General features: G+C 31.4%; 24 protein-coding genes. 4 read left to right on the forward strand and 20 right to left on the reverse strand.

Annotated elements, in window-relative coordinates; genetic code table 11:
- Positions 1-2 precede the first annotated feature (2 nt).
- The 13 genes from N4A57_RS13025 to N4A57_RS13085 all read right to left on the reverse strand — a co-directional run bounded on the left by N4A57_RS13025 (position 3) and on the right by N4A57_RS13085 (position 13,691).
- Positions 3-455 carry a PilW family protein gene (locus tag N4A57_RS13025; protein ID WP_293658430.1) on the reverse strand — a complete coding sequence of 151 codons (453 nt, stop codon included), beginning with the start codon at positions 453-455 and terminating at the stop codon, positions 3-5.
- Between the two features lie 43 nt (positions 456-498).
- The gene (locus N4A57_RS13030; RefSeq protein WP_293658431.1) at positions 499-2,886 is read right to left on the reverse strand and encodes a pilus assembly PilX family protein; all 2,388 of its coding nucleotides are present in this window, start codon (positions 2,884-2,886) and stop codon (positions 499-501) included.
- A 12-nt stretch (positions 2,887-2,898) separates the two neighbouring features.
- Positions 2,899-3,585: a type IV pilus modification PilV family protein gene (locus tag N4A57_RS13035; protein ID WP_293658432.1), complete on the reverse strand. Its 687-nt coding sequence runs from the start codon at positions 3,583-3,585 to the stop codon at positions 2,899-2,901.
- 15 nt (positions 3,586-3,600) lie between these two features.
- Positions 3,601-4,821 (reverse strand): hypothetical protein, encoded by a 1,221-nt coding sequence (locus tag N4A57_RS13040; protein WP_293658433.1) that lies wholly within the window; start codon positions 4,819-4,821, stop codon positions 3,601-3,603.
- Positions 4,808-5,380: a PilN domain-containing protein gene (locus N4A57_RS13045; RefSeq protein WP_293658434.1), complete on the reverse strand. Its 573-nt coding sequence runs from the start codon at positions 5,378-5,380 to the stop codon at positions 4,808-4,810. The genes N4A57_RS13040 and N4A57_RS13045 overlap by 14 nt, the downstream gene beginning before the upstream one ends.
- 8 nt (positions 5,381-5,388) lie before the next feature.
- Entirely contained in the window at positions 5,389-6,453 is a 1,065-nt protein-coding gene (pilM, locus tag N4A57_RS13050; RefSeq protein WP_293658435.1) for a type IV pilus assembly protein PilM, read from the reverse strand.
- 19 nt (positions 6,454-6,472) lie between these two features.
- Positions 6,473-7,222: a prepilin peptidase gene (locus N4A57_RS13055; RefSeq protein WP_293658436.1), complete on the reverse strand. Its 750-nt coding sequence runs from the start codon at positions 7,220-7,222 to the stop codon at positions 6,473-6,475.
- A gap of 33 nt (positions 7,223-7,255) precedes the next feature.
- Positions 7,256-7,669, reverse strand: a complete 414-nt coding sequence (locus N4A57_RS13060) for a competence type IV pilus major pilin ComGC (protein WP_293658437.1) — start codon at positions 7,667-7,669, stop codon at positions 7,256-7,258.
- A gap of 60 nt (positions 7,670-7,729) precedes the next feature.
- On the reverse strand, positions 7,730-8,935 hold the full coding sequence (locus tag N4A57_RS13065; RefSeq protein WP_293658438.1) for a type II secretion system F family protein: 1,206 nt from the start codon (positions 8,933-8,935) through the stop codon (positions 7,730-7,732).
- A gap of 26 nt (positions 8,936-8,961) precedes the next feature.
- Positions 8,962-10,017: a type IV pilus twitching motility protein PilT gene (locus tag N4A57_RS13070; RefSeq protein ID WP_293658439.1), complete on the reverse strand. Its 1,056-nt coding sequence runs from the start codon at positions 10,015-10,017 to the stop codon at positions 8,962-8,964.
- A gap of 10 nt (positions 10,018-10,027) precedes the next feature.
- Positions 10,028-11,704 carry a type II secretion system ATPase GspE gene (gene gspE / locus N4A57_RS13075; RefSeq protein WP_293658440.1) on the reverse strand — a complete coding sequence of 559 codons (1,677 nt, stop codon included), beginning with the start codon at positions 11,702-11,704 and terminating at the stop codon, positions 10,028-10,030.
- A gap of 275 nt (positions 11,705-11,979) precedes the next feature.
- On the reverse strand, positions 11,980-12,885 hold the full coding sequence (locus tag N4A57_RS13080; RefSeq protein ID WP_293658441.1) for a polysaccharide deacetylase family protein: 906 nt from the start codon (positions 12,883-12,885) through the stop codon (positions 11,980-11,982).
- Between the two features lie 128 nt (positions 12,886-13,013).
- Positions 13,014-13,691: a Crp/Fnr family transcriptional regulator gene (locus N4A57_RS13085; RefSeq protein ID WP_293658442.1), complete on the reverse strand. Its 678-nt coding sequence runs from the start codon at positions 13,689-13,691 to the stop codon at positions 13,014-13,016.
- A 154-nt stretch (positions 13,692-13,845) separates the two neighbouring features.
- Here N4A57_RS13085 and N4A57_RS13090 point away from each other — a divergent pair, with 154 nt between their 5' ends.
- The gene (locus N4A57_RS13090; RefSeq protein WP_293658443.1) at positions 13,846-14,562 is read left to right on the forward strand and encodes an ATP-binding protein; all 717 of its coding nucleotides are present in this window, start codon (positions 13,846-13,848) and stop codon (positions 14,560-14,562) included.
- A gap of 217 nt (positions 14,563-14,779) precedes the next feature.
- On the opposite strand, the gene N4A57_RS13095 is transcribed toward N4A57_RS13090, so the two are convergent.
- The 4 genes from N4A57_RS13095 to N4A57_RS13110 form a co-directional block, all read right to left on the reverse strand.
- Positions 14,780-16,336 (reverse strand): glycoside hydrolase family 26 protein, encoded by a 1,557-nt coding sequence (locus tag N4A57_RS13095; protein ID WP_293658444.1) that lies wholly within the window; start codon positions 16,334-16,336, stop codon positions 14,780-14,782.
- 176 nt (positions 16,337-16,512) lie between these two features.
- On the reverse strand, positions 16,513-17,154 hold the full coding sequence (locus tag N4A57_RS13100; RefSeq protein ID WP_293658445.1) for a lactate utilization protein: 642 nt from the start codon (positions 17,152-17,154) through the stop codon (positions 16,513-16,515).
- Positions 17,155-17,227: 73 nt separating this feature from the next.
- Positions 17,228-18,280, reverse strand: coding sequence for a transglutaminase domain-containing protein (locus tag N4A57_RS13105; RefSeq protein ID WP_293658446.1), 1,053 nt, complete (start codon positions 18,278-18,280; stop codon positions 17,228-17,230).
- A 10-nt stretch (positions 18,281-18,290) separates the two neighbouring features.
- Entirely contained in the window at positions 18,291-18,830 is a 540-nt protein-coding gene (locus N4A57_RS13110; RefSeq protein WP_330671517.1) for an NUDIX hydrolase, read from the reverse strand.
- An 83-nt stretch (positions 18,831-18,913) separates the two neighbouring features.
- Here N4A57_RS13110 and N4A57_RS13115 point away from each other — a divergent pair, with 83 nt between their 5' ends.
- A complete protein-coding gene (locus tag N4A57_RS13115) occupies positions 18,914-19,303 on the forward strand; it encodes a zinc ribbon domain-containing protein (RefSeq protein WP_293658447.1) in 390 nt (129 codons plus the stop codon).
- Between the two features lie 7 nt (positions 19,304-19,310).
- On the opposite strand, the gene N4A57_RS13120 is transcribed toward N4A57_RS13115, so the two are convergent.
- Positions 19,311-19,766, reverse strand: coding sequence for a hypothetical protein (locus tag N4A57_RS13120; protein WP_293658448.1), 456 nt, complete (start codon positions 19,764-19,766; stop codon positions 19,311-19,313).
- 186 nt (positions 19,767-19,952) lie between these two features.
- On the opposite strand from N4A57_RS13120, the gene N4A57_RS13125 reads away from it, so the two are divergent.
- Positions 19,953-20,129 (forward strand): YjfB family protein, encoded by a 177-nt coding sequence (locus N4A57_RS13125; RefSeq protein WP_293658449.1) that lies wholly within the window; start codon positions 19,953-19,955, stop codon positions 20,127-20,129.
- 86 nt (positions 20,130-20,215) lie between these two features.
- Here N4A57_RS13125 and N4A57_RS13130 read toward each other — a convergent pair whose 3' ends face one another.
- Complete coding sequence (locus tag N4A57_RS13130; RefSeq protein ID WP_293658450.1) at positions 20,216-20,872, reverse strand: TIGR01906 family membrane protein; 657 nt, start codon at positions 20,870-20,872, stop codon at positions 20,216-20,218.
- 151 nt (positions 20,873-21,023) lie between these two features.
- A complete protein-coding gene (locus N4A57_RS13135; RefSeq protein ID WP_293658451.1) occupies positions 21,024-23,105 on the reverse strand; it encodes a methyl-accepting chemotaxis protein in 2,082 nt (693 codons plus the stop codon).
- A gap of 152 nt (positions 23,106-23,257) precedes the next feature.
- On the opposite strand from N4A57_RS13135, the gene N4A57_RS13140 reads away from it, so the two are divergent.
- Complete coding sequence (locus tag N4A57_RS13140) at positions 23,258-24,118, forward strand: MBL fold metallo-hydrolase (protein WP_293658452.1); 861 nt, start codon at positions 23,258-23,260, stop codon at positions 24,116-24,118.
- Positions 24,119-24,227 lie beyond the last annotated feature (109 nt).

The following is a 24,227-nucleotide window of genomic DNA, read 5'->3' on the forward strand; positions in this document are numbered from 1 at the left end:
TTTTAATTTCCATTTCTAAAGTAAATATTGTTTTTCAATGAAACCTTAGCATCATTTATTTCACTTGTTATAGTAATAGTAACACCATTCCCATTACCTGAAACATGAAAGTCTGTGATATTTCTAGCAATAACTTCTGATGTATCCCTACGACTTATGCTTTGATCATCCTTATCATAGTCATATGTAATCGATTTAGCATCGCTTATTTTAAGAACTACTCTATTATTTTCATTACGTACTAACCCTTGTCCACCAATAATATCTCCAATAATTATGTTCATGGCAGCTTGCGCATTATTTTGTGCTTGAATATGATCATCTGCCCTATTGAATGTCTTTAAATTGGAGATGAAAAATGAAAAAATAGCAGTTATTATAACACCCATAATTCCTATTACAATTAGTAATTCTATTAATGTAAATCCCTTATTGTTGTGCTTCTTATATTTCATCTTTTAAAAACACGCTCCTAGTTATGGGGACTATTTATAAAAATCATTTTACTTGCTCCCAATGTACATTTATAATATCTTCATATTTCAGGTAAGACTTTGTATCATCTACTCCTGCCTCTGATTGGAAAAGGAAATTTATTGACTTCCCATTATTTTTAAATTTATCCTTTAAGTTATGCTTTTTAACTCCACTTTTATCCGTCGTTCCATCTAGTGTATATACTGTTTGCCATATGTATTTTTCTGTTGTTGGAGGGTCTGTTATGGTATTTGTTATGGTCTTAGGATTATTATCTTGTATATAAATATTTCCTTTTGCTACGATAGTTCCTGTATAGTTTAATTTTCCTGTTATATATACATCTCCTTTTGTAACTATAATCCCCTTTAAATTACCATCATTAACGTGTATACAATTATCTGTCCCTACTCCAGGATCATTTCCACCAGGGCCTTTAATGGCTATATGTTCATTAGAAAGATTATTCACCAAAACTACCTCTTTAATATTACCATCCTTATCTCTTATAATGTTTCTAAAGTTTTCGCTAAAGTTAAATCTATCAGTAATAGATACTATTTCTTCCAATTCTGATTTCAATTCTTCGGATACCTCTTCTTGGCCTAGTTTATATGGAAATATAGGATCTGACATTTTATTTATACTATATCTATAATCATTATATTTTCTAATCAGCACCTTTGAATTTCCCCCTAATTCCTTGCCCTCACTTATATTTCCTCCACTTATGATAGCTCCTGTATTATGCTTCACATTTACAAGGGTAATTCCACTACTTCCTCCAAGATTTAAATCACCTTTATAATCCTCATTATAATAACTAAAATATTTACTCTTCTCTATTGAATCTAACTGATTACTTCTAATCAATACTAAGGGTTCATAATTTTCAAGTTCAATATTATCAGGTTTAAATTTTATGTCTCGTTCACCAGAAGTAGGATCATTTGAATATGTAACTGAACCATCATCTTTTAAATATTCTCCATATGCTCTATAATTTCCCTTTATAGAAAGACTTTCTCCTGTTTGATAATCAAAAGAATTTCCCTCTGAATCCTTTAAATTATTAATATAAACAGTACCTCCAATGTATATACCCTTTTCATATAAACTGGTTTCGCCCTTATCTCCATCAATTGTTAGTGAGGAGCCTTTTCCAATATCAGGACTATTTATAACTATACTACTACTTTCATTATGTTTCTTACTATGACTTCCATCTGAAAAGCCATAATAACTGCCATTTATGGATATTCTAGCATTTTCTCCATTTAATTCTATATCATCTTCCGTATTTAATGAACCGTTTTTTATGGATATATTGGTATCCTTTGTACCTTCTTGGGCAACTAAACTATTACAATATACATCTCCATTATTTATTTCAATAGAGGAGTTATCATAATTTGTATGAATATAACTACTAGTAGCCACATTTCCATTAATTGTTAAATGTCCCTCTTCTTTCTGTCCATCTTTTCCTTTTCCTACAACTATGCCACCAAACTCTCTAGATTTTTTCTTGTCTTCTGGCTTTGTTCCATATGCATATATATTTCCATCAATAGTAACATCCCCTGTACCTGTCACATATAAATTTGATTCTGTAGTAATAGCATTTTTCCATAATATATTTTCATTTAATTTTGCTTTCACATTTTTAACATAGTAAGGAGCATTGTATGGAGGTATTTCTATTGTAAATGTGCCTTTTATTTCTTTTACGATATTTTTATGAGTAAAAGTAGATTTTAAAGTTATTTCATAAGGCTTTACTGTTTCTTTTCCATGTATTTTTTCCATTTTAATAGCAGAGGATGGTTCTCCAGTAATTGAATTTACAGTAATTGGATCATTTTGAATATTATATTTTTCAACATTTCCGTCTTTATTAACTCTAAGTTGTTTATTATCTATATCTTTATCTACCGTACCATAATTATGATAATTTTTATTTGCCTTATCTAATTTACCTTCTAAACTCCCATTTATATATTTTGCAAATCCTAGTCTAAACCATTCTTCAATTACAGGTTTTATTTTTTCCTTATTAACTTCCTCGTAACCATCAGTTCCATTAATAAAGATACTAGCTTCTGCCTTTGGATCACTTTCTTCCTTTTTTCTTTCCTCTTTTATAAAATTTTCTAATTTATTTTTTACCTCTGTATTACCTGCTTCAATAGCCTTTTCTACATCTTTACCTATAACTGCATAGGCCTCTTCAAGTCCGGCCTCTGCTAAGTAAAAGGATGTTTTTACATTTTTGTCTACTATTTGCCTCCTAAAATTCACAACACTTAGTGATATCATGGCAGTCCCTAACATACTAAGTATAGATAGAACTACCATTACTAGAAGAAGGGTTGACCCTCTTTTCGATTTTAAAATCTTTATAATCATATAAGGCACTCCTTATTTAATCGTTTCAAAGGTTACTAACTCAGCTAAAGCATTACTGTTACTTCCCTTTGTTACAGTTATTTTGATCTTACAAACCCTATTTTGGTTTAGCTCTATACTTTCACTACCATCATAAATATTGGAATAAATATATACTTCTCCATCTGTAACATCTATACTAACCTTATTGTTTTTTGATTCAGAATAAACTTTATATATATTTACTCTTTTTTTTGATTTGTTAGAAACTTTAAAAGTTTTTTCCATAGGTTCATCACATTCTATTTTTATATTTGTTGACTTTGTTTTATTTTCAATAGTTATAGTGTGACCATCCATATGCTGAGATGCCTTAATAATTCTATCAAACTCAGAATCATCCTTTATACTTCCAACATTATTTTTATAGGATTTATCATTTTCATCTTTGTACTCAGAAATAGTTCTTATTATTTTAAAAGGCTTTTCTTCATATGTTTTCGTTGGTTCATCTATAATGTTACTAATATTATTCATTGATTCTTCCATATATTTTTGAGCCAATTGATTTGCAATGAGCCTGTCCTCTGCATTTACGTTATTTTTAACACCCGATACAAATAAGGTTGCCAATGGAGTTACGATAATGCCTAATATAGCTAGACTAACCACAATTTCTATTAAGGTCAATCCTTCATTTTTCTTTATGATTTTCATCATCTTAATTCCTCCAGCCTACCTTTTTACCTCTACATTCCCTATATTTTTAATAATATTTACCCTTGTCTTTTTAGTATCATCATAGTCAATTTTTACATTTAATTTTAGATTAGACTTATTAATAAGGGACAAATTCACTCCACTTGTATCTTCACTACTATTTCTTTTGTGAGTAATAATATTTAACCCGATTTCATTACCCTTTGGTGTAAATGAAATCTTACTATTTTCATAGTCCCTTGGATAGCTTTCAGATTGGGTTTTATACTTGTAAAAATACTTGCCCTCTTCCTCTATTATTTCAAATTCCACATTTTCAAAGTTTGGATTATCCGCATGGACATAACTTCTACTATTTCTATTATCCGTCTTTCCCATTACTACAGTTGGTATATCTGATGTAACTGGTTTTACAGTCATAACAAATTCATACTTTTTCCTTTTTACCACGGGACTATCATTTGTCCTAGTTGACCCTGATGTATATCCACTAAATACACTAAAGGGATTGTCCTTTCCATATTCGTTTTCTATATGCCAGTTTAAATAATCCTCATCCTGGACATGTATCTTAGGTAGGCCATAGAAATCTAGGACTATATTACCTGCCATGGGACCCTCTTCTAGTTGGGTTAGGATTAAACTCTTAATAATTATTTTTCTAGGTGAAGATTCTATATTCTCCACAAAGGCCATAATTTCATCATAACTACCCTCATAACTAATGGTTATGGTAGTTTTCTCTAATTTATTTTCCACCTCTTCATCCTGTGGATTTTTATCTTCTACTAAATCCTCTCCATCTTCACTAGATTTTCCATGATATTCTAATACTAAATCCCTCAGCACATGGTCTTCTTCTTTAGTTTCTTCTTTTTTCTTTTCCATTTCCTTTAATTCTTCTTCACTAAACTCCATACTGAGAATCTCTATTTGAGAAGCATCTATCATTTCATCTAAAATAGTTATTATTTTTTCTTGTATTATTTTAGGAAATAATCTTTCACTTACAACGGCTATTTTAGAATTCATTATCTTAAAGTTTTTATGTATTTTACTATTGGGAGAAATCTCTATTTTTGTCTTATTAACTTCATCCCTATATGCTTGTACATCTGATTTCAATTGTGCCACGTTCCTCATCTGGGGTCCTAATACAAATTGATAGTATCCACCTAATAATAGGATTACACCTAAGCATATAAGTAATGTTTTTTCTCTTTTAGTCAATTTCATAGTTATTCACATCCTTAAGTGTACATCTTATAGCAAATATATAATTGCTACTTTCTTCACCCTCTTTGTTAATTATACTCACATGGACATTCTTAAATAGATCTAGACCCTTTAGGTTATGTTCAAATTCTGCAATGGGTACTCTACTGTCTGCTACCCCTTGCATTTCTGCTTCTTCTATTGTTATGGATATGGTTTTAATAAATAGGTTCTTAGGAATGGTAGAAGATATCTTTTCCATGAAATCACTACCTATAATGTCTATGTTATCCATATCCATATTCATTTCTTCCACAATATTATAATACTTATTCATAACTTCCATTTTTCTTTTCTTTTCTTTCACTTCTTTACTCTTTTTAACTACCTCTTGGGATTCTAGATAGTTTTTCAACCCTGCAATTTCCACTTCTAATTTATTAGCTTCATACATATTAAAAGCTGTAAATCCTCCTACTACTAATAGGAGTCCTATTGATATAAGGATCATCTGTACTTGATTTTTCTTAGAAGTGTTTTTCGTCTCTATATATGATGAAAAAAAGTTAAAATCTCTCATGTTATCACCTACCTTCTAATAAGGGCTCCTATGGCATTTAAGTAATTTCCTAAATCCATTTTGGCACTCATCTTTCCAAATTTTATATTATCTATTGTATTGATTTTAATGGTAGGTATATTAGTATAGTTAGTCATATAGTTTGATAGATTTTTAATATTTGAGCTTCCACCATATAAATAGATCTCATCTACACTGTTTCCACGTTCACGACTGTTATAGTATTGAAATATCCGTTGAATCTCACTAATCCACGTATCCACATTAGATTGTACCAGTTCATTTAACATGCTAGTGGATGTGAATCCTCCATCTACCTCTTCTAAATTGGTATGTTCTATTTTACGATTTTGGGCATCTTCTAAGGAGAGGTTGTATGTATTGGCAATACTAGTATCAATATGCCTTCCCCCCTGATGGATCAATCTATTGAATCGAATTAATCCCTTATTAATAATAGTCACATTAGTATATTCATGGCCTAAATCTATTAAAGTAACAGTTTTATCTAAACTGTGATTTTCCTTATTTATTGTAACATTTCCTCCAAAAATCTTAGAAATGCAATTGGCGTGCATATCTAGGGCTAGGGCCTTTAACTTTAAACTTTCTATTAGTTCTAAGTATATTTTTACCATGGATTTTGGTAGTGCTCCAACTAAAACCCTTATTTTTTTTATGTCATTATCTACAAACTCTTCTAATACCTTATATTCTACTGCATATTCATCTAATCTTATGGGTAGGTATTGTTCTATCTCTAAATAAACCATAGATGATAATTCCTCTTCTTTCACATAGGGTAAAACAATTTCCCTTGTGATAATGTCCTTACTTTGTACCGTAAAGATTATATCCTTTTCCTTAATCTTATTTTTATTTAAAATACTGTGGATCATCTTTTTGAACGCTTCTAAGTTTTTTATGTATCCATCTTCATAGGATTCTGATGGTGTCTCCACCATAAAAGCATTATTAATATGGATTTCTTTATTTTTGTTTTTAGTTTTTCCAACTACTATTTTCGTCGTATATGTTCCAATATCTACAGATATGATATTTTTTCTAAACAAGTCTTTCACCCCATTGTATTTATCCAAATAGTATACTCATATACCAGCTTATAATCTCTGTGCCATAAAAAATCGTTATTAATGTTGCCACTGAAATGAAAGGTCCAAAGGCTATGGCATCCTTCCTATTTTTTAATTTTAATAATAATAATATAATAGATACGATTGCTCCTATTACAAAGGATAGGAGTGTAATCAAAAGAATCAATTTCCATCCAAAGGCAAATCCTAAAACCCCCATGAGCTTAATATCTCCACCACCCATGGCTCCCGTTAGAATTGCTATAATCAAAAATATTCCCCCACCAAGTAATAGTCCTAATAAGGATTCCTTTAGTCCTGTATAATTAAAATTGTGAAATATAATAAAAGCACCTGATATAATGATTCCAAATAGGTTGCATTCATCAGGTATTATTTTTAGTTCATAATCAATAAATGAAATTACTATTAATAGACTAGCTAGTACTCCATATTTTACGAAAAGAATGTTAAGTCCAAATTTAAAATATAATAATAAATAGATGATTCCATTTAGAAATTCAACAATAGGATATTGTAGGGAGATAGTCTCCCTGCAATATCTACATTTTCCCTTGTTTAGTAAATAGCTAAATAGGGGTACTAAGTCTAATGGTTTTAATTGATTATTGCACTTAGGACAATGGGAAGGGGGATAGGCTATGGATTCTTCTTTGGGTATGCGGTATATGCATACGTTTAGGAATGACCCTATTAATAGGCCTATTGTTAGTGTTATGTATGTCATTTTTGCTCCCCCTTTTTGTATTAGGTAATTAAATTACTTAATTCCTTTCCATGTTGATGAACCTTGCAACCCTTCAACAGTTGTAGCAGTTATTGCATCATGAGTTCCAAATGTATCTTTTGCAATAGCAACATTTGCTCTTCCACCGCTAGTTACTGAATATGTTACTCCTGTAGGTGCCTTTGGTTCAGCTTGTAAATATTTAGCAGTGACTAATGCTGCCATATCTTTTGGTAATTTTCCTTGTTCAGCTTCGTGTAGAGCAATAGCACTATCCAATGTTTTCAAGTTAGCTTCTATAGCAGATTTTTGTGCATTAGTTCTTGCACCACTCAATCTTGGTACAGCAACTGTAGCTAGTATGCCTAATATTGCAACAACAACAATAAGTTCTACTAATGTAAAACCTTTCTTATTTCTTAATTTCTTGTTAAAAAACTTTAACATATTTTCTCCTCCTTAAAAATAATTTATTATAAAGGCATTAATATAAGGCCTTTTAATCTCCTAAATAGTGTTCATCATATCAAACATAGGCATTACCATGGCTATTACTATGGCTCCTATTACCACTGCCATTATGACAATCATGATTGGCTCTAATAGGGTGGTCATCTTTTGAATGGCCGTTTCAACCTCTTCATCGTAAAAGTTAGCAGTCTTGTCTAATATGTCATCTAGGGCTCCCGATTCTTCTCCTATTCGAATCATGGAGTCTACCATAGGTGGGAAAACTCCTATGTTTTTAATGGGAGTTGCCAAATCTATACCCTTTTTAACTTCTTCCTTGGCATTTAATACGCCCTTTTCCACTATGACATTTCCAACAACTCTAGATACTATATCTAGGGCCTGAATAAGGGGAATACCACTTGATAATAGGGTAGATAGGGTCCTTGTAAATCTGGATGTGACGATCTTTTGGGTAGTTCCCTTTACTATGGGAATCCTAAATTTTATATGGTCTATTAAAAATTGTCCCCTATCCGTGTCTATGTATTTTTTTAGTCCATAGAATGTCACTATTAAAAATACAACAAGTATATACCAATACTTAGTTATTCCGCCACTTATGGCCAGCAAAATTCGCGTTGGTAGGGGAAGTTCTACGCCACTTCCTGTAAACATTCCCACGAAGGTAGGCATTACAAAGGTTAATAAAAATACTACTACCAAAATGGATACTATACTTAGTATGAGGGGATACATCATGGCACCTTTTACCTTGTTATTAATCTTGTTTTCCTTTTCATAATGGACAGCCATCCTATCCATAATAATATCTAAGGTACCACTGACCTCTCCTGCTTGTACCATATTAATCAGTAAGTCTGGAAAGGTTGATCTATGCTTTCTCATGGATTCTGAGAAGGTAAGTCCCTTTTGCACCTCATCGTGGACCTCTCCTATGACTTTTCTGAACTTTTTATTTTCCGTTTGAAGTCTTAATATGTCCAAACAATTTATAATGGTCACACCTGCATTTAGCATGGCGTAAAATTGTCTACAAAATATGGCTATATCCTTAGTCTTTATCTTTGTTAAGAAATTAAGGCTAATTTCCTTACTTCCTTCTGATACCTCTTCCACACTTATGGGCATATTTTGATTTTGTCTAATGAGACTAAGGACCTCTTCTTTGGCCTTTGCCGTATAGGTTCCCTCTATTTTTTCTCCTGTTTTACTTATTGCCTTATATTTATAAGTGGGCATGTACTCACCCCTTGTTCTTTGTATTTTTACATATGCATATAACCTGCCAACCTATCCGGATCTACTGCATAGGTTAGGGCTGTTTTTCTATCTATTAACATGTTGTTGTATAGTTCAAGTAAAGAATTATCCATTGTCTTCATACCAAACTTTTTACCTGTCTGGATACTACTTTGAAGTTGGTGGGTTTTTCCTTCTCGAATTAAATTTCTTATGGCTGTAGTTGCAGTCATAATCTCTAGGGATGCCACACGGCCACTTCCATCGGCCTTTTCTAAGAGTTGCTGTGATACTATACCCTCTAGGACAGTGGATAGTTGTACCCTAATTTGTTGTTGTTGATTAGAAGGAAATATGTCTATTATCCTGTCTATGGTCTTTGCAGCTCCTATAGTATGTAGGGTAGAGAGTACCAAGTGTCCCGTTTCAGCAGCAGTGATGGCAATACTAATAGTCTCTAGGTCCCTCATTTCACCTACTAGGATAACATCTGGGTCCTGCCTTAAGGCTGCCCTTAGGGCATTTGCAAAACTATGGGAATCATTTCCTATTTCCCTTTGATTTACAATACTCTTATTATGTTTGTGAAGATATTCTATAGGATCTTCAAGGGTTAATATATGACTGCTTCTTTCCTTATTGATAGAATCAATCATGGAAGCCAAGGTGGTAGATTTACCACTTCCTGTGGGCCCCGTTACTAATATGAGGCCCCTTTGTTTACGGGACAATTCCCTTATGACTGGTGGAAAGCCCAACTCTTCAATAGTTGGTATATTTAAAGCAACACTTCTTACGGCAATACCATAACTCCCCCTTTGCTTATACACATTTACCCTAAATCTCCCTAATCCTGGATTAGAAAAGGATATGTCTATTTCTCCCTTTTCTTGTAAATCTTCCAATTGCCTTTCTGTTAATAATTCCTCTGCTAAAGAAATAGTATCCTCTGGACACAAGGATTTTTCATCTAGTCTCTCGAGATTTCCGTTCACCCTTATAACTGGGGGTACGGCCACTGTTATATGTAAATCAGATGCTTTTGCTTCAACGGTTTTCTTCAATAAATCTATTATATTCATACGGCACCACCTAATCTAAACTATAAGCTACCCTTGTTAATTCTTCCACAGTTGTAATTCCTGCGAGTACCAGTTCCTTACAACTTTCCTTTAGGGTAAGCATTCCCTGTTCTACGGCCCTTTGTCTTAGAACATCTATACTCTCCCTTTTATCTATGTGGATTCTTATTTCCTTATTTACAGGCATAACTTCATGGATTGCTATCCTTCCCCTATAGCCTGTCCCATTACAATAGGTGCATCCCTTTCCCCCATATAATGTATGACCATCCATAATATTTAACATTTTTTTTTCAGAATCATTTGGTACATAGGATTCTTTACAATCATCACAAATCTTTCTTACTAATCTTTGAGCTATTACACCCACAACGGAGGAAGAAACTAAATAGGGTTCTACTCCCATATCCATAAGTCTTGACACAGTTGAAGGTGAATCATTTGTATGCATAGTACTTAAAACTAAATGACCCGTAATAGATGCCCTAACGGCTATTTGGGCCGTTTCTAAGTCCCTTATTTCCCCAATCATTATGGTGTCTGGATCCTGTCTCAAGATGGATTTTAGGGCATTTGCAAAGGTCATGGTTGCCTTTTGATTTACCTGTACCTGGTTAATACCATGGAGCCTATATTCCACTGGATCCTCCACTGTTATGATATTTTTATCTAACCCATTAAGTTCCCTAAGAATAGTATATAGGGTTGTGGTCTTGCCACTTCCTGTTGGCCCTGTAACTAGTACAATTCCACTAGGATTTTTAATTATACTTTCAAGTTTTTCTAGATTTCTTTGAGAAAAACCCAACTTTGCCTTTGACATTAAAAAATTACTTCTATCTAATAGTCTAATAACTATCTTTTCTCCATAAACAGTAGGTAATATGGAGATACGTAAATCTACTTCCTTTCCATCCACATTAGTCTCAACCCTACCATCTTGTGGTACCCTCTTTTCAGCAATATTCATTTTACCCATTATCTTTATCCTTGTTACTATTGCCGAGTGGGTTGACCTTTCTGGAGACATGATCTCTTGTAGTACTCCATCTACTCTAAACCTTACCCTTACACTGCTTTCAAAGGGTTCTATATGTATATCACTGGCCTTTGCCTTTACGGCTTGTCTAATAATGGAGTTGACTAACCTTACCACTGGTGCATTGTTAATCTCATCAATAGTTTCTTGGTCTAATTCTGTATCATCAATGTTATATTGATTTTTAAAGTCTTCAACAGCCTTCTCTGCACTCTCTTTTCCATAATATTGGTCAATGGCATTTAAAATGTGTTGCCTAGATGCAATTACTGGTTCTATCTCTAATCCTGTGGCAATTTTCACATCGTCCATAGCAAAAATATTAAGAGGGTCAGACATGGCCAAAGTCAATCTTTCATATTCTTTTTTTACAGGTATTATTAAATGTCTTTTAGCTAGACTTTCACTAATCAACCTTGGAATTTGAGGATCAATATAGTGCTTCTCAATATCCATGTGGGGAATTCCCAATTGAATCTCTAATACCTCTATCATTTGATTTTCTTGCACAAATCCTTCATCTATTAAAATTTCTCCCAATTTCTTACCTGAAGCCCTTTGTAATTTCAATGCTTCACTTAGCTGTTCTTCTGTAATGAATCCAGCATTAATGAGCAAATCTCCTAATCTCTTTTTTTCCCTAATCATAATTTTCCACCTAAGTTTTATATTTTAAAAAATAACCGGCTAACTACAATTGTATAGTTAGCCGGTTACGTCACTGCATTCACACGGCTTAGACGTCCACATATATCCGTATTTCATCTGCTCTAATTTTCTTATGTTGTTAATTCATTATACTACATTAACCGTCACTGTTTCAACCATTTTATGTAAGGATAGCGACATATTTCCACAAAGAACTAACAATTTTAAAAATGTTCTCCATTTTCATAATATAGTTCCTTTTACAACTTTAGTTCTCATATGCCTAGAAGTTCTTCTAATTTTTTAATTCTCTCTTTACTAGATTCTACATTATAAAAGGGAATCCCTTTTAATTTTAATTGGGTTATTATTATTTTTCTCATAAGTATTGGAGATCTCACTCCCCCAACCATATTTATTCTTCTTAGGGAAAATAATCCATTTTTTATGGTGGATACGCCCCTTTTTCCCGTAAGACTTCCCCTTATACCTAGATCTTTTAACATTTTCTCCGTTTTATCATTATAGATTCCATAGGGATAGGTGTACATGGTTATATCTTTTCCTGTATGTTCCTTTACCTTATCCATTATGAGTTTTGTATCTGACTTAAACCTGGCCATATAATGTGTGTCATCTTCCCTTTTCATCTGATCAACCCCCCTTGGACTACTTATTTCATCGCCCCAATTATGAAGGTCATATGAATGGGATTGTATTTCTATAACTCCACTATGACTCATTTCTCTAATCTTATCCCACGTAAGCATAAAATTATAACTACTATGACTAGATTCATCTATAAGGCTTCCTATTATGGATATTACACCCTTCATTTTTAATTCTTTTAGTACTGTATATGCATAAGTATAATTACTCATATACCCATCATCAAATGTTACTATTATGGGATTTTCAGGTAAAGTCTTTTTCCCTTCCCTATAATCTATTAGATCCTGAAAATTCACTGTATTATATCCCATGGCCTTTAAATAAAGCATGTCTTCATAAAATTTCTCTGGTGTTATGGTTATAGGTGATAGTTCCTCTTCAATATTTGATATATGGTGATATATTAATACGGGAACCCTATTTTCATCATTACCTATATATAAAACACCTAAAGCTCCTATAATAAAACTTATTAACAATATCCCTGCTGCAATTTTTTTCTTAGTCATTTTTCTCCCCCTATTTACGTCTTGTTCATGTATAGATTTCATAACACTAGGATTTCTTTATACGGTAACTTGCCTGAAATAGGCACACATAAAGCTGGTTTATAAATACAAAATCCACAACCATTTCATTATATCAGAATATCTTCAATATTACGTATATCTTTTATGGTTACGGTACTTCTATCAAAATCTATTATACCTTCATCCCTTAACTTTATCATCTCTCTAGATAAGGATGGTCTTTGAACACCCATATACTTTGCTAGGCCCTCCCTAGACATACTTAACTTTATTTTTAAACTCTTTTGCTTTTTATGTTCTTCAAATAGATAAAAACATATTTTTTCCCTTAGGGTATCTAAGGATAATTCTTTTACTTTTTTATTGAGCATTAATATTTTATTAGATAACAAATTCATAAAGTTTTTGAGGATAATTTCATTTTGACTACATATTTTAACTATTTCTTCTTTAGGTATGAAAATTATTTTAGATCTAGCAACAGATATGACAGTGGCTGGATATTGATTAAAATTAGAAAACATTATGGCCTCTCCAAATATATGGGATTTCTTCAATTGGGTCAAGGTTACATTCTTGCCACTTGAATATATCTTTCTTATTTCTATGGTCCCATCTATTATTATTCCCAGCAAACTACAATCATCTTCCTCAAAGGCCACCACAGAATCCTTAGCATATTCCCCTATCTTATAATTAATCTTCCTAATTATCTTTTCTATTTCTTCCTCATGTACATTTTTAAATAACATACACTTATTCAATATTCCTATTATATTTTTCATTGAAAATTTCTCCTTTTTTATTTTTGAAAACAAATCCCTAATAGAATTTATTATACTCCCAATTTTTTCTTCGGTAACATTTATTACATACATAACTTTTAATTATAAGTATACTATACTCATAAAAGAACATTAACAAAAGGAGGAAATTAAAATGAAAAGAAAAATAATTCATATAGATCAAGATAAATGCAACGGATGTAGATTATGCGTAGATGCCTGTCATGAGGGTGCTATCCAAATGATAGATAATAAAGCCACCCTAGTTAGTGATAAATACTGTGATGGACTTGGAGATTGTCTTCCTGTTTGTCCTACTGATGCTATTAAAATGGTAGAGAGGGAAGCAGATCCCTTTGATGAAGAAGCTGTAAAAGAAAGAATGGAGATGAAGAAAAAAATGGAACCAATGCCCTGCGGTTGTCCTGGGACCCATGCAAAAAAAATACAGAAAAAAATACCTAAAGTAGTAACAACGGACACTACTCAAAAAAATACCTTTTTACCATCCCAATTAAATCAATGGCCTATACAACTTAGATTAGTAAACCCTAACAACGATTACTTTGAAGGGGCTAACCTATTAGTAGCAGCCGATTGTACAGCCTTCTCCTATGGAAACTTCCACGAGGACTTCATCAAGGACCACATAACTGTCATAGGTTGTCCTAAATTAGATGATAATAACTATAACGTGGAAAAATTAACTGCCATAATAAAAAATAATAATATTAAGAGCATAAAGGTAATTAGAATGGAAGTTCCATGCTGCACAGGAATGACTAAGGCAGTAAAGGAAGCCATGCTAAATGCTAGAAAGATTGTAGATTATAAAGAAGTCATAATAGGAATAGACGGAAATATTAGATAATGTTTAGTAATAAAACAAAGGCATCCTAATAACAATAAAAAGGATGCCTTTTATAGTATTAGACATATTCAAAAAATAAATTAGCCATTTCACTGGTTATTTGAATCATTTTCTTCGTTATGGAATCCCTCACATAGGTTTAATATACTCACTCCCCATGCCTTGAAAATAATCCAAATTCCTCAGGGACCTGACTAGTTTATTTTTTTCATATGCCTTATTCTTCAATTTTATCTGTGTTCTCTTTAAAGTACTTTAGCCTTTCTCTAAAGGTCTTTATATACTCCTCATTTTGGTCCATTCTATATATTCTAGCAGGCTTCATATTTGTATCCCAATCAATACCATTCCACCAAATGGCCACCTTTATATTTGGATATTTATTAGAGGCAAAACCATCAAACATATCATTTATCCATTTTACCTTATCTCCACCTGCAGCAGTTGACCCAAATTCTGTAATCATAAAGGGTTGTTCAAAAATAGACATATATTCTTCATAAACAGGTGGGTAAATTTCATCAAATTCTCTCCAAATCTCCCCTTCATAATAATTTCCCGTATTGTATCCAGTAATTCCTATAATATCCACATACTCATCACCTGGATAATAATTTAAATAATGGTTCCATTTAAAACCTGGAAAAGACAAATCATGTGGATTCCATACCCATAGGACATTGTCCACTTGATTTTTTTCAAAAATACCATAAACATATTTCCATACTTCCTTATAAAGATTTGTATCCTTAGAACTATGATAGCTAGAATAAACACACCAATCCCCATTCATTTCATTGTTCAATCTAAAAAGAACAGGATGATTAAACTCTTTCACCTTTTTTGCATATTCATTAAAATAATCATCATATTTTCCATTTAATATATCATATGTAACACTGGCATTATCCCCTTCCATAAACATAGTTTGAAGGGTTAATTCCACATAATGATTGCCTTCATAGGCTCTTTTCATTTCTTCCATGGGAAAAATTCCATCCAATGATTGATACTTAAGTACAAACTGGAAAGTGTAATCTATTCTATCTTCTAAGCTATTTAAATATGCGAAATCCGTTGGGGCATTATATTCAAAAATCCCCCATCTTAATCTATCACTTTCCATAAAATATCTATTATAAAATTCTTTTGTTTCATCATTTAAATTTCTTTCTATTGATTTAAACTTCACATTGACCTTGTGGTCCCCACATTTTTGTACTAATTGAAAAGTATTAATAATGTCCATATAAGACTCGTAACTCTCAAAGGGTGTTGTTGATTTCATAATAATCGTATAAACTTCCTTGTGATTTTTAATAATCTCTGCACTTACATAATAATTTTTATCATTTTGTACCTTAGATAACTTTTTTCGTTCCCATTTAAGTAAATGGGTCTTCATACCATTTACATATATGGTATCTTCATATTCCTTATGGTGGTCCTTCAGGTTTTTTAAAAATAGATTACTATAATATGTATAGGCCTTAGATGAATGCTCTGTGTTTTTAAAATTATCATAATATATTTCAATTTCCCTATCTTTATTCCTTATTACTGTCTTAACCTTGGATAAGGTTCTATCCACTTCCATATCCATAGGATAATTGATCATATATCCATCTACATAATTTATACATGTTTCATATGATATCTTCTTCTCAGGCAAATCCATTGACTGGGAAGGCTTTTTGTTTCCTGTATCTGCATAAACAAAAATACTTGAAAAGCAAATGATGAATGCACATAATACTAAGCCAATTTTCTTCATATTTTTTATTTTCCTCCCTTTAAAATGTACCATTTTTCCTTTTTTTACAATTATAACATAATCCTCAAGGGGATAGAACGACTATTCTATCATAGGATTTACCTAGGACATACAAAAAAATCACACCCTTTACCTTCTAAGGTGTGATTTTTTTATATCCCTAATTTTTAATCTTACTAATATCCTAAGGATTCTTCCACTAATATTACATGGATTCTATCTTTATCCATTTGCTTTTTAATTAAAACATAATCACTACAGATTCTTTCTGGTGAACTACATTCTACACAATATCCTAGCTCCTTACAGGGAGTTTTTCTATCTAGTCTTTTCGTATTAGCTGGGGCTGCTATCCTTTCATTTCTGCCTATAGCCTCTTTCACATCCTTCACTATCTTATTGACTCCAGCTACTACTATGACCTTATCTGGTCCATAGATCATGGCAGCAACACGATTTCCACGGCCATCCACATTGTATAAATAGCCCTCCTCCGTAATTGCATTAGTACTAGTAAAATATCCATCTGCACAGAAACTCTTTCTATATATATCCTTAATGTGAGCAGGAGTTAAACCTTCCTTATATCTATCTAGAAAATTATAATCTCCATTCCTTAAAAATTCCACAACTCCACATTCAGCCAAAGATACAGAACCTCCCACAGAAACCGTATCTCCCTTATTGATTAAATTTCTTATTATACCTACCACATCTTCTTTCCTTCTAGCATGATATCCATTCATATTGTTTTTCTTTAAAGCCTCAATAGTCCTGTCAATCCTTTTTTCCACAACCCACTTTGCATTCTTATCCATAGTTATTCCCTCCTAAATTAGCTTTTTTATTATACATAAATTTATCATCTCAAAGCTTTGTTTATACAGTAACTTACCTATATATTATCCTTATCTTAAAAGAATCATCAAATACCTTATAACTATAACTTATTTTTGTATTATACCTATTTTCTCTTAACATATCTTCAATTAACTTATCCACATTCATATTAGTATTATCTACCTTTAAATATATATATTCAATCCTATTCTCTACAGCAACCCTTATCCTTTCCTTAAATTCATCTTCACCTTTAGCATAATCTGTCATACCCAAATTATTCTTATAATAATTAACGTTTATAGTATCACATTTAGGATATATTTCCCTATTCCACTGATGGTCCTTTTCCATTTCCCCATCATCTATGAAAAAATAATCATAACTCAACATATCCATCTTTTCATAATAGGGATCATCAAAGGTTAAATCCACATGATAATATTTATCCTCTAGTTTCACCATAGTCCATGCATGGTTATCACCTTTTACACTTATACATTCCATTCCTAATTTCTTTAGGATTAACATGAAAGCCTTAGAATAACCATCACATACCCCTACCTTTTTAACAAGGGGTCCATAGGCCGTATGCTCCCAATGGGGTATTTTCCCACTTTTGAATCCTTCATAATCATACCTAGTATTATTTATTATATAATCATGGACTGCTATTATTTTTTCAAAATCTGTCATGTCTTCCCTTATTATTTCATCTATTATTTCATGGGCCTTCATATGAGCTTCTTTCATTCTCTTTTTTATATCATCCCTAGTGTAGCTATATTCAAAGTATATATTTTTAATATTTCCATTTCCCCTAGAATATTCGTACTTTATACGGCTTACATAGTTTAAATGATCATAGTCCATAAATGCCTTTTTTATTACATGATCTATACCTTTTTTGAAGGGAACTGATTCAGAGGTTTGTTCATTAATTGATACATTTTTAATTCCCTTTACTATGGTATCATATAGATATTGAAATTCTTCTTCAGTGTATCCGCTATTTTTTAAATAATAGTCCTCACCTAATTCTCCTCCATATGCAGTGCTAAATAATAGTAAGCTAATGAAAATACCAAATAATATTCTTTTCATTTTACCCCTCCTAGTGGAATGTGACTTCATGAGCCATAAGTTTTTTATTTTCGTATATAAACTTTGCACTGAACATTCCCCTGTCTTCTAATAACCACTTTAGAAAAATCAAATCCCCTTCCCAGGTGGGCATGTCCAACACTTTATTATTCTCCACCCACTTCAAAACACCTTCATCAGATTCTATAATTTCACCATAAAATTCATTTGCCGTATATAAAAAAACATGCCAATCCTCATTATCTTTAAATTTAGGAAAGGTCATAATTCCCCTTAATTTAGGTTTTTTTATAATAAGTCCACTTTCTTCTTTAACTTCCCTTTTGACACAATCTTCTGGACTCTCTCCATCTTCTAATTTTCCACCTAACCCTATCCACAATCCCTTGTGAACATCATTTTTCTTTTTTATTCTATGTAAAAGTAATGTTTTATTATCCCCTTGTATATAGCATAATGTGGCTAATTTCATTTTCTTCAATTCCTTTCTTATATTATGTAAGGTATATGAAAAAAATAAATTAGTCATTTCACTGGTTATTTTTTTCATATACCTAAATATTTCCTTTACTATATTATAACATTATATTTTATGTTATAATTTTTAAGTATTCTTATTATAAGGAGGAAATTATGTTAATAATAGGAGTAGGTCGTAGGACCATTAAAAATTATGGATCATTAAAAACAGATTATTGTAACAGATGTTCTAATAATTCTGATTTTCAACTGCACAAACACACTAAATGGATAAGCTTATTTTTTATTCCCCTAATTCCCTACGGAAGAGATAATCTAATTGTATGTCCTAGATGTGGATATTATGAAAAAATAGATGAAATAACTTTTACTAAACTAAAAACTGCCCTAGAAAACAAGGACCTTATCACACAGATTCCTTTAAAGCAAGAGGTTGACCCCTACAAAGGAAAAAATGAAACTCAAGTTAATTTCCTAAGGGAAATGGCTAAACATAAAGAAGAATCTTTGAAAAAAAATACCTCTAATGATGAAAACCTATAGTTAAAAACTATAGGTTTTCATCATTAGATGGTTTTGTTGGATATATTATTATTTCATTTTCACTTTCTCTTTTTATTTCTTCTATCCTAGATTTTTTAACCTTTCCCTTAATCTTAGTCCCCATATTCATCATATTATCAGCTATATTCTTAGCCCTATCCTTAATATGATAATCATCCCTAATCTGTTCTACTCTATCTTTTCCCTTTTTAGCCATTTGACGAGTTGAGTTTATTATTTCTTTACCCTTATCTGAAACTTCATATTCATTGTATATATCTTGAGCTTTCTTGCTTATCTTACTCACTATATTATTTTCCTGCTTTTGGATTTCTATTTTTTCTTCTAAATAAATTATAGAATCCAATACGTCTCCATTATTTATTTCCAAAGCCTCTTTAATATCCTTATATGTACATCCAGTTCTTTCTCTTACCATGTCCACCTTTTCTAAAGTAATCATATTGACACCCCCTATAACTTTCCTTTATTTAATCATATTAAAAAAAACTTTAACTTTCAAGATTTTTCTACAGATAATTACATCTTCCCCTTTCTTTTTTTATTCATATTGCCGATATATAATTTATGTGATTTCTTTAAATCATAAGCGATAGTCCTAATTCAAACTAAAAGCGAGGTGAAATCTATGGATATAGGTTCTTTATCAATGGCCATGAGCCAAATGAATTTAAGCCAGCAAGTATCCTTATCAGTTGCTAAAATTGCCATGAATACATCAGAAACATCTAGTGATAATCTAGTTCAAATGATGGAACAAAGTGTTAACCCTAGTGTAGGATCTAATTTAGATATTAGGTTGTAATATGAAAACTATATTATACACCTATTGTTGACTAATTTTATAAAATATATAATACATAACTGATTTTATGTAAAAGAGAATTCATTTCAATGGAATTCTCTTTTCTTTATTGTCCAAGAAATTACACTAACTAATAGAGAGCTTATTAAGAACATAACTATTATTTTTAAGGTTATATGTTGAAAAAATTCTAAGGGTAATATGTTTATAAGAAGACTTTCCTTTTCATAAAAGGTCCATGTTCCCTCTTCAAAAAATAATTTATGAAAATAAGTGAAATACTTATAATAATCTATACTAATCATTAAAAATAAAATAATAACAAAAACCATACTAAAAATACTTGTACCCACAAGGCCTTCTAGTAGCACTTTCTTATTATTAAAAAATAACAATAATATTATTAAAATAATTAAAATCAATATAATATCTTTCAGTTTAAAACCATATGTATATACTCTTTTCACATCTAGCATATGGGATTTTTCCTCTTCTTTAAATACTTCTTCATTATTTAAAGAGGCCACCCTTACATCTAAGTTATGACGATCATCCTTTATATAATCTATTATAGCCCTTCCTATAATTCTTAAATCACCTTCACTTATACTAGTTCTTTTAGCTATATTATTCTTTTCAAATTCCCTTTCATAAAACCTTTCATTAAAAGAACAATACTCAACAGACACTAATAATAAATAAATTGGCACCATAAATATTAATAAGTACTTAAAAATTTTCATAGTTTAAGATTCCCTTCTTTACTAATGCCATTGCCTCCTCTAGATAAAGTTCACTCATAATATCCTATTTACAAGTATCTCCACATCTTTATTCTTCTAAACCTAATTATTAACTTAAAGGAGCCATTGATTAATCAATGGCTCCTTTAAGTTAATAATTAAACTGTAATAATGTACTCTCTAATTTCCTAACCATACGCTCTAGGTCTTCACTTAATTTAGATACTTCATGAATTGACCCAGCTTGTTGCTCTATAGCTGAGGATACTTCTTCTGTACTAGCAGCATTTTCTTCTGCTAAGGATGATAAGGTCCTTATTATATCATTAACTTCTTGATTTTTTCTTTCCATAGTACTACTTGCCCTACTTAATGATTCAACTATCTTAATTGTTCCTTCCATAGAAAGGGCTATTTCTTCATACTTACTTCTAGATTCCATAACCTGGTCGGATTGTTCTTTAACTGTGTCTAATACTCCCTTTACAAGTTTCACTGATTCTTTCGAATTTTTCTCCAATTCACTTACTACCCTATCTATTTCTTCTGTAAATTTAGATGATTCTTCTGCAAGCTTTCTTATTTCATCTGCTACCACAGCAAATCCACGACCACCTTCTCCTGCCCTAGCCGCTTCAATAGCTGCATTTAAAGAAAGTAAGTTCGTTTGATTGGCTATTTGAGTAATCACATTACTTGCATCATGTATTTTAATAGCACTATTATTAGTTTCTTCTATCTTTTCGTAAATTAACTCTGAAACATCCTTTGTTTTCTCAGTTTTATTTGATAGAACTTTTATTATATTTAATCCATTATCTATGAGATTGTGTATCCTATTGGATGAATTTTTTAAATCATTCATATATTCCTTATTTAAATGAACCTCATTTTTAAGTTCTTCCATATTCCAAATTCCTGACTCTGTATCTTTAGATTGTTTATCTGCACCTGCTGCAATCTGCTCAAGGCTCTGACTTATTTCATCTATGGACTTTTGATTTTCCCCCACGGCTAAAGTTATTACCTTAGAAGAATCCTTAATAGTTTTAGCTACTTCGTCCGTTTCTACTATTATAGATTTAATACTCTCTACCATCTTGTTAAAACCATTGCCTAATTGTCCTATCTCATCTATCCTATCTATTTTAAAATTCACATTAATATTTCCCTCTTCAAATTCCTTCATAGCTCCTTGTAGTTTTCTTATGGGTTTGATTATACTATTTCCACTCATCCAGACTACAATACTTATAAAAAACATTATCACTAGAGCTGAAACAATTAGGAATACTAATAAACTATCCACATTACCATATACTTCATCATTATCTTGATAAAATATCACATACCAATCATAAGATATATTATGAGCTTTTAATTCTACCTTAGTAACTGTATAGGTATTTTCTACTCCATCTATTTTTTCTTCGAAATAATATTGTCCATTTAATATCTTATCTGCTACAGGCCTTATTTTATTTTTCAAATCTTCACTTTCATTCAATATATATTTAGTATTTTCATGGGCTATTAAAATCCCCCTGGCGTCCATGAAAAATAATTTCCCCGTCTCCTTATATTTTAGTGGCTTTACAAATCTATCAGTAAAATAATTCATTTGTGGTGCTACCACAGCAGCTCCTACTATTTTACCATCCTTCTTAACAGGAACACTTATAGTAAATACGGGATTTTTTCTAAGCAAGCTTGGATACACATGACTTATAAAATATTCTTTCCCCTCAAATATTTCTTTTATAAAAGTAATGTCTGCACTAGCCTTGCCTATGGTCTTTCCTCCCACCGTATCCACGAAGATAGATCCTTTTTTAAGCGTAACCCTATTTCCATCCCTATTAATCTGAACTCCTTCACTACAGGTAGATACCAGTGGTATATTCTCATTAAATGGATAGGTTTTGTGCATACTCAATAAATACTTCTGTGCTTCCCCTACGATTTCATTATCCCCTGGATTTAAACAGGCATTAATCACCCTTTCATCAAGTGCTATAGTTTTAGCTACTTTTATTTGTTCTTCTATCCAACTCTCTAATGCTTTAGAAGTTTGCTCTGTAATATTTTTACTTACAGTATAGACTTCTTTTTCCGCTACTTTTCTCTCCCTATTGTATAAGGAAATCTCAAGTGCACAAGTTCCCAAAAGGCTTGTCATTAGAATATATACCACATATCTAATGGCAATTTTTCTCTTTAGAATCTTTAACATTATTTATCCCCCCTCAAACATATATTTTACCATATTTTTCAATTCTTTCCCATTATTTGGTATAGTTTTTGACATTCCTACCCCTATGTTGTAAATTAATATTGTGACCATTTTTTTCCATTAACCATTTTATCCATTAGGGGGAGATCAAATTGAAAATAACCACACTTATAGAAAATACTAAAGAAAAGGATTCTAACTTAATTAACGAACATGGCTTATCCATATTAATTGAAGTGGACAATAAGAAAATACTATTTGATACGGGTGCTTCCGCTTCTTTTATAAATAACGCTAAGGACTTAAACATTTCATTAAAGGATATTGACCATATATTACTTAGCCATGGTCACTATGATCATTGTGGAGGCCTTAGAAACTTCCTTGATGAATATAACCCAGATTGTACATTACACCTTCATAAGGATTTTTTCAAAGTATGTGATAAAAGCTATTTAAATGATGAAAATAACGTATTTAGCAATGATACATGTGAAAAATACAGATATATAGGAATAGATTTTGATGAAAATTACATAGGATCAAAAAATGCAGAAATCTCTTTAATTAAAGAAGATATCTATAAACTTTCCCATTCATTATACGTCTTTTCAAATTTTGAAAAGAGTATAGACTATGAAAAAAGAAATGAAAATATGAAAATAAAAATCCACGAGAAATATGTTACAGACAATTTCACAGAAGAAATTGCCCTAGGTATAGACACACCTAAAGGTCTATTAATAATAGTAGGTTGTTCCCACGTGGGCATATTAAACACTCTAAGCACCATAGAAAAACGTACAGGTAAAAAAATATACGGAGTAATAGGCGGAACCCATTTAGTTGAAGCCCAGGAAGATAGAATATTAAAAACTATAGATTACATAAAAGAAAAGAACATAGACTTAATTGGATTTTCCCATTGTACTGGGGAAAAGGCCGTTGAAATGTTTAAAAAAGCATTTCACAATTTCTTTATAAATTCCACAGGTACTATTATAGAAGTATAATTTAAAGGATGTGACTGAGAGGTTACATCCTTTAATAATTTATATTCTTTTCCACGTATACATTTATGTACTTATACATTATACTATTACTAATAGATATGTTATTTTA

The sequence above is a fragment of the Anaeromicrobium sp. genome, from assembly GCF_025210435.1.
Lineage (GTDB): Bacteria > Bacillota > Clostridia > Peptostreptococcales > Thermotaleaceae > Anaeromicrobium.

Coding starts and splice junctions, on each gene's coding strand:
- N4A57_RS13025 (WP_293658430.1), bottom strand. CDS start 455: ATGAAATATAAGAAGCACAACAATAAGGGATTTACATTAATAGAATTA.
- N4A57_RS13030 (WP_293658431.1), bottom strand. CDS start 2,886: ATGATTATAAAGATTTTAAAATCGAAAAGAGGGTCAACCCTTCTTCTA.
- N4A57_RS13035 (WP_293658432.1), bottom strand. CDS start 3,585: ATGATGAAAATCATAAAGAAAAATGAAGGATTGACCTTAATAGAAATT.
- N4A57_RS13040 (WP_293658433.1), bottom strand. CDS start 4,821: ATGAAATTGACTAAAAGAGAAAAAACATTACTTATATGCTTAGGTGTA.
- N4A57_RS13045 (WP_293658434.1), bottom strand. CDS start 5,380: ATGAGAGATTTTAACTTTTTTTCATCATATATAGAGACGAAAAACACT.
- N4A57_RS13055 (WP_293658436.1), bottom strand. CDS start 7,222: ATGACATACATAACACTAACAATAGGCCTATTAATAGGGTCATTCCTA.
- N4A57_RS13060 (WP_293658437.1), bottom strand. CDS start 7,669: ATGTTAAAGTTTTTTAACAAGAAATTAAGAAATAAGAAAGGTTTTACA.
- N4A57_RS13065 (WP_293658438.1), bottom strand. CDS start 8,935: ATGCCCACTTATAAATATAAGGCAATAAGTAAAACAGGAGAAAAAATA.
- N4A57_RS13070 (WP_293658439.1), bottom strand. CDS start 10,017: ATGAATATAATAGATTTATTGAAGAAAACCGTTGAAGCAAAAGCATCT.
- gspE (WP_293658440.1), bottom strand. CDS start 11,704: ATGATTAGGGAAAAAAAGAGATTAGGAGATTTGCTCATTAATGCTGGA.
- N4A57_RS13080 (WP_293658441.1), bottom strand. CDS start 12,885: ATGACTAAGAAAAAAATTGCAGCAGGGATATTGTTAATAAGTTTTATT.
- N4A57_RS13085 (WP_293658442.1), bottom strand. CDS start 13,691: ATGAAAAATATAATAGGAATATTGAATAAGTGTATGTTATTTAAAAAT.
- N4A57_RS13090 (WP_293658443.1), top strand. CDS start 13,846: ATGAAAAGAAAAATAATTCATATAGATCAAGATAAATGCAACGGATGT.
- N4A57_RS13095 (WP_293658444.1), bottom strand. CDS start 16,336: ATGAAGAAAATTGGCTTAGTATTATGTGCATTCATCATTTGCTTTTCA.
- N4A57_RS13100 (WP_293658445.1), bottom strand. CDS start 17,154: ATGGATAAGAATGCAAAGTGGGTTGTGGAAAAAAGGATTGACAGGACT.
- N4A57_RS13105 (WP_293658446.1), bottom strand. CDS start 18,280: ATGAAAAGAATATTATTTGGTATTTTCATTAGCTTACTATTATTTAGC.
- N4A57_RS13110 (WP_330671517.1), bottom strand. CDS start 18,830: ATGAAAAAAATAACCAGTGAAATGACTAATTTATTTTTTTCATATACC.
- N4A57_RS13115 (WP_293658447.1), top strand. CDS start 18,914: ATGTTAATAATAGGAGTAGGTCGTAGGACCATTAAAAATTATGGATCA.
- N4A57_RS13120 (WP_293658448.1), bottom strand. CDS start 19,766: ATGATTACTTTAGAAAAGGTGGACATGGTAAGAGAAAGAACTGGATGT.
- N4A57_RS13125 (WP_293658449.1), top strand. CDS start 19,953: ATGGATATAGGTTCTTTATCAATGGCCATGAGCCAAATGAATTTAAGC.
- N4A57_RS13130 (WP_293658450.1), bottom strand. CDS start 20,872: ATGAAAATTTTTAAGTACTTATTAATATTTATGGTGCCAATTTATTTA.
- N4A57_RS13135 (WP_293658451.1), bottom strand. CDS start 23,105: ATGTTAAAGATTCTAAAGAGAAAAATTGCCATTAGATATGTGGTATAT.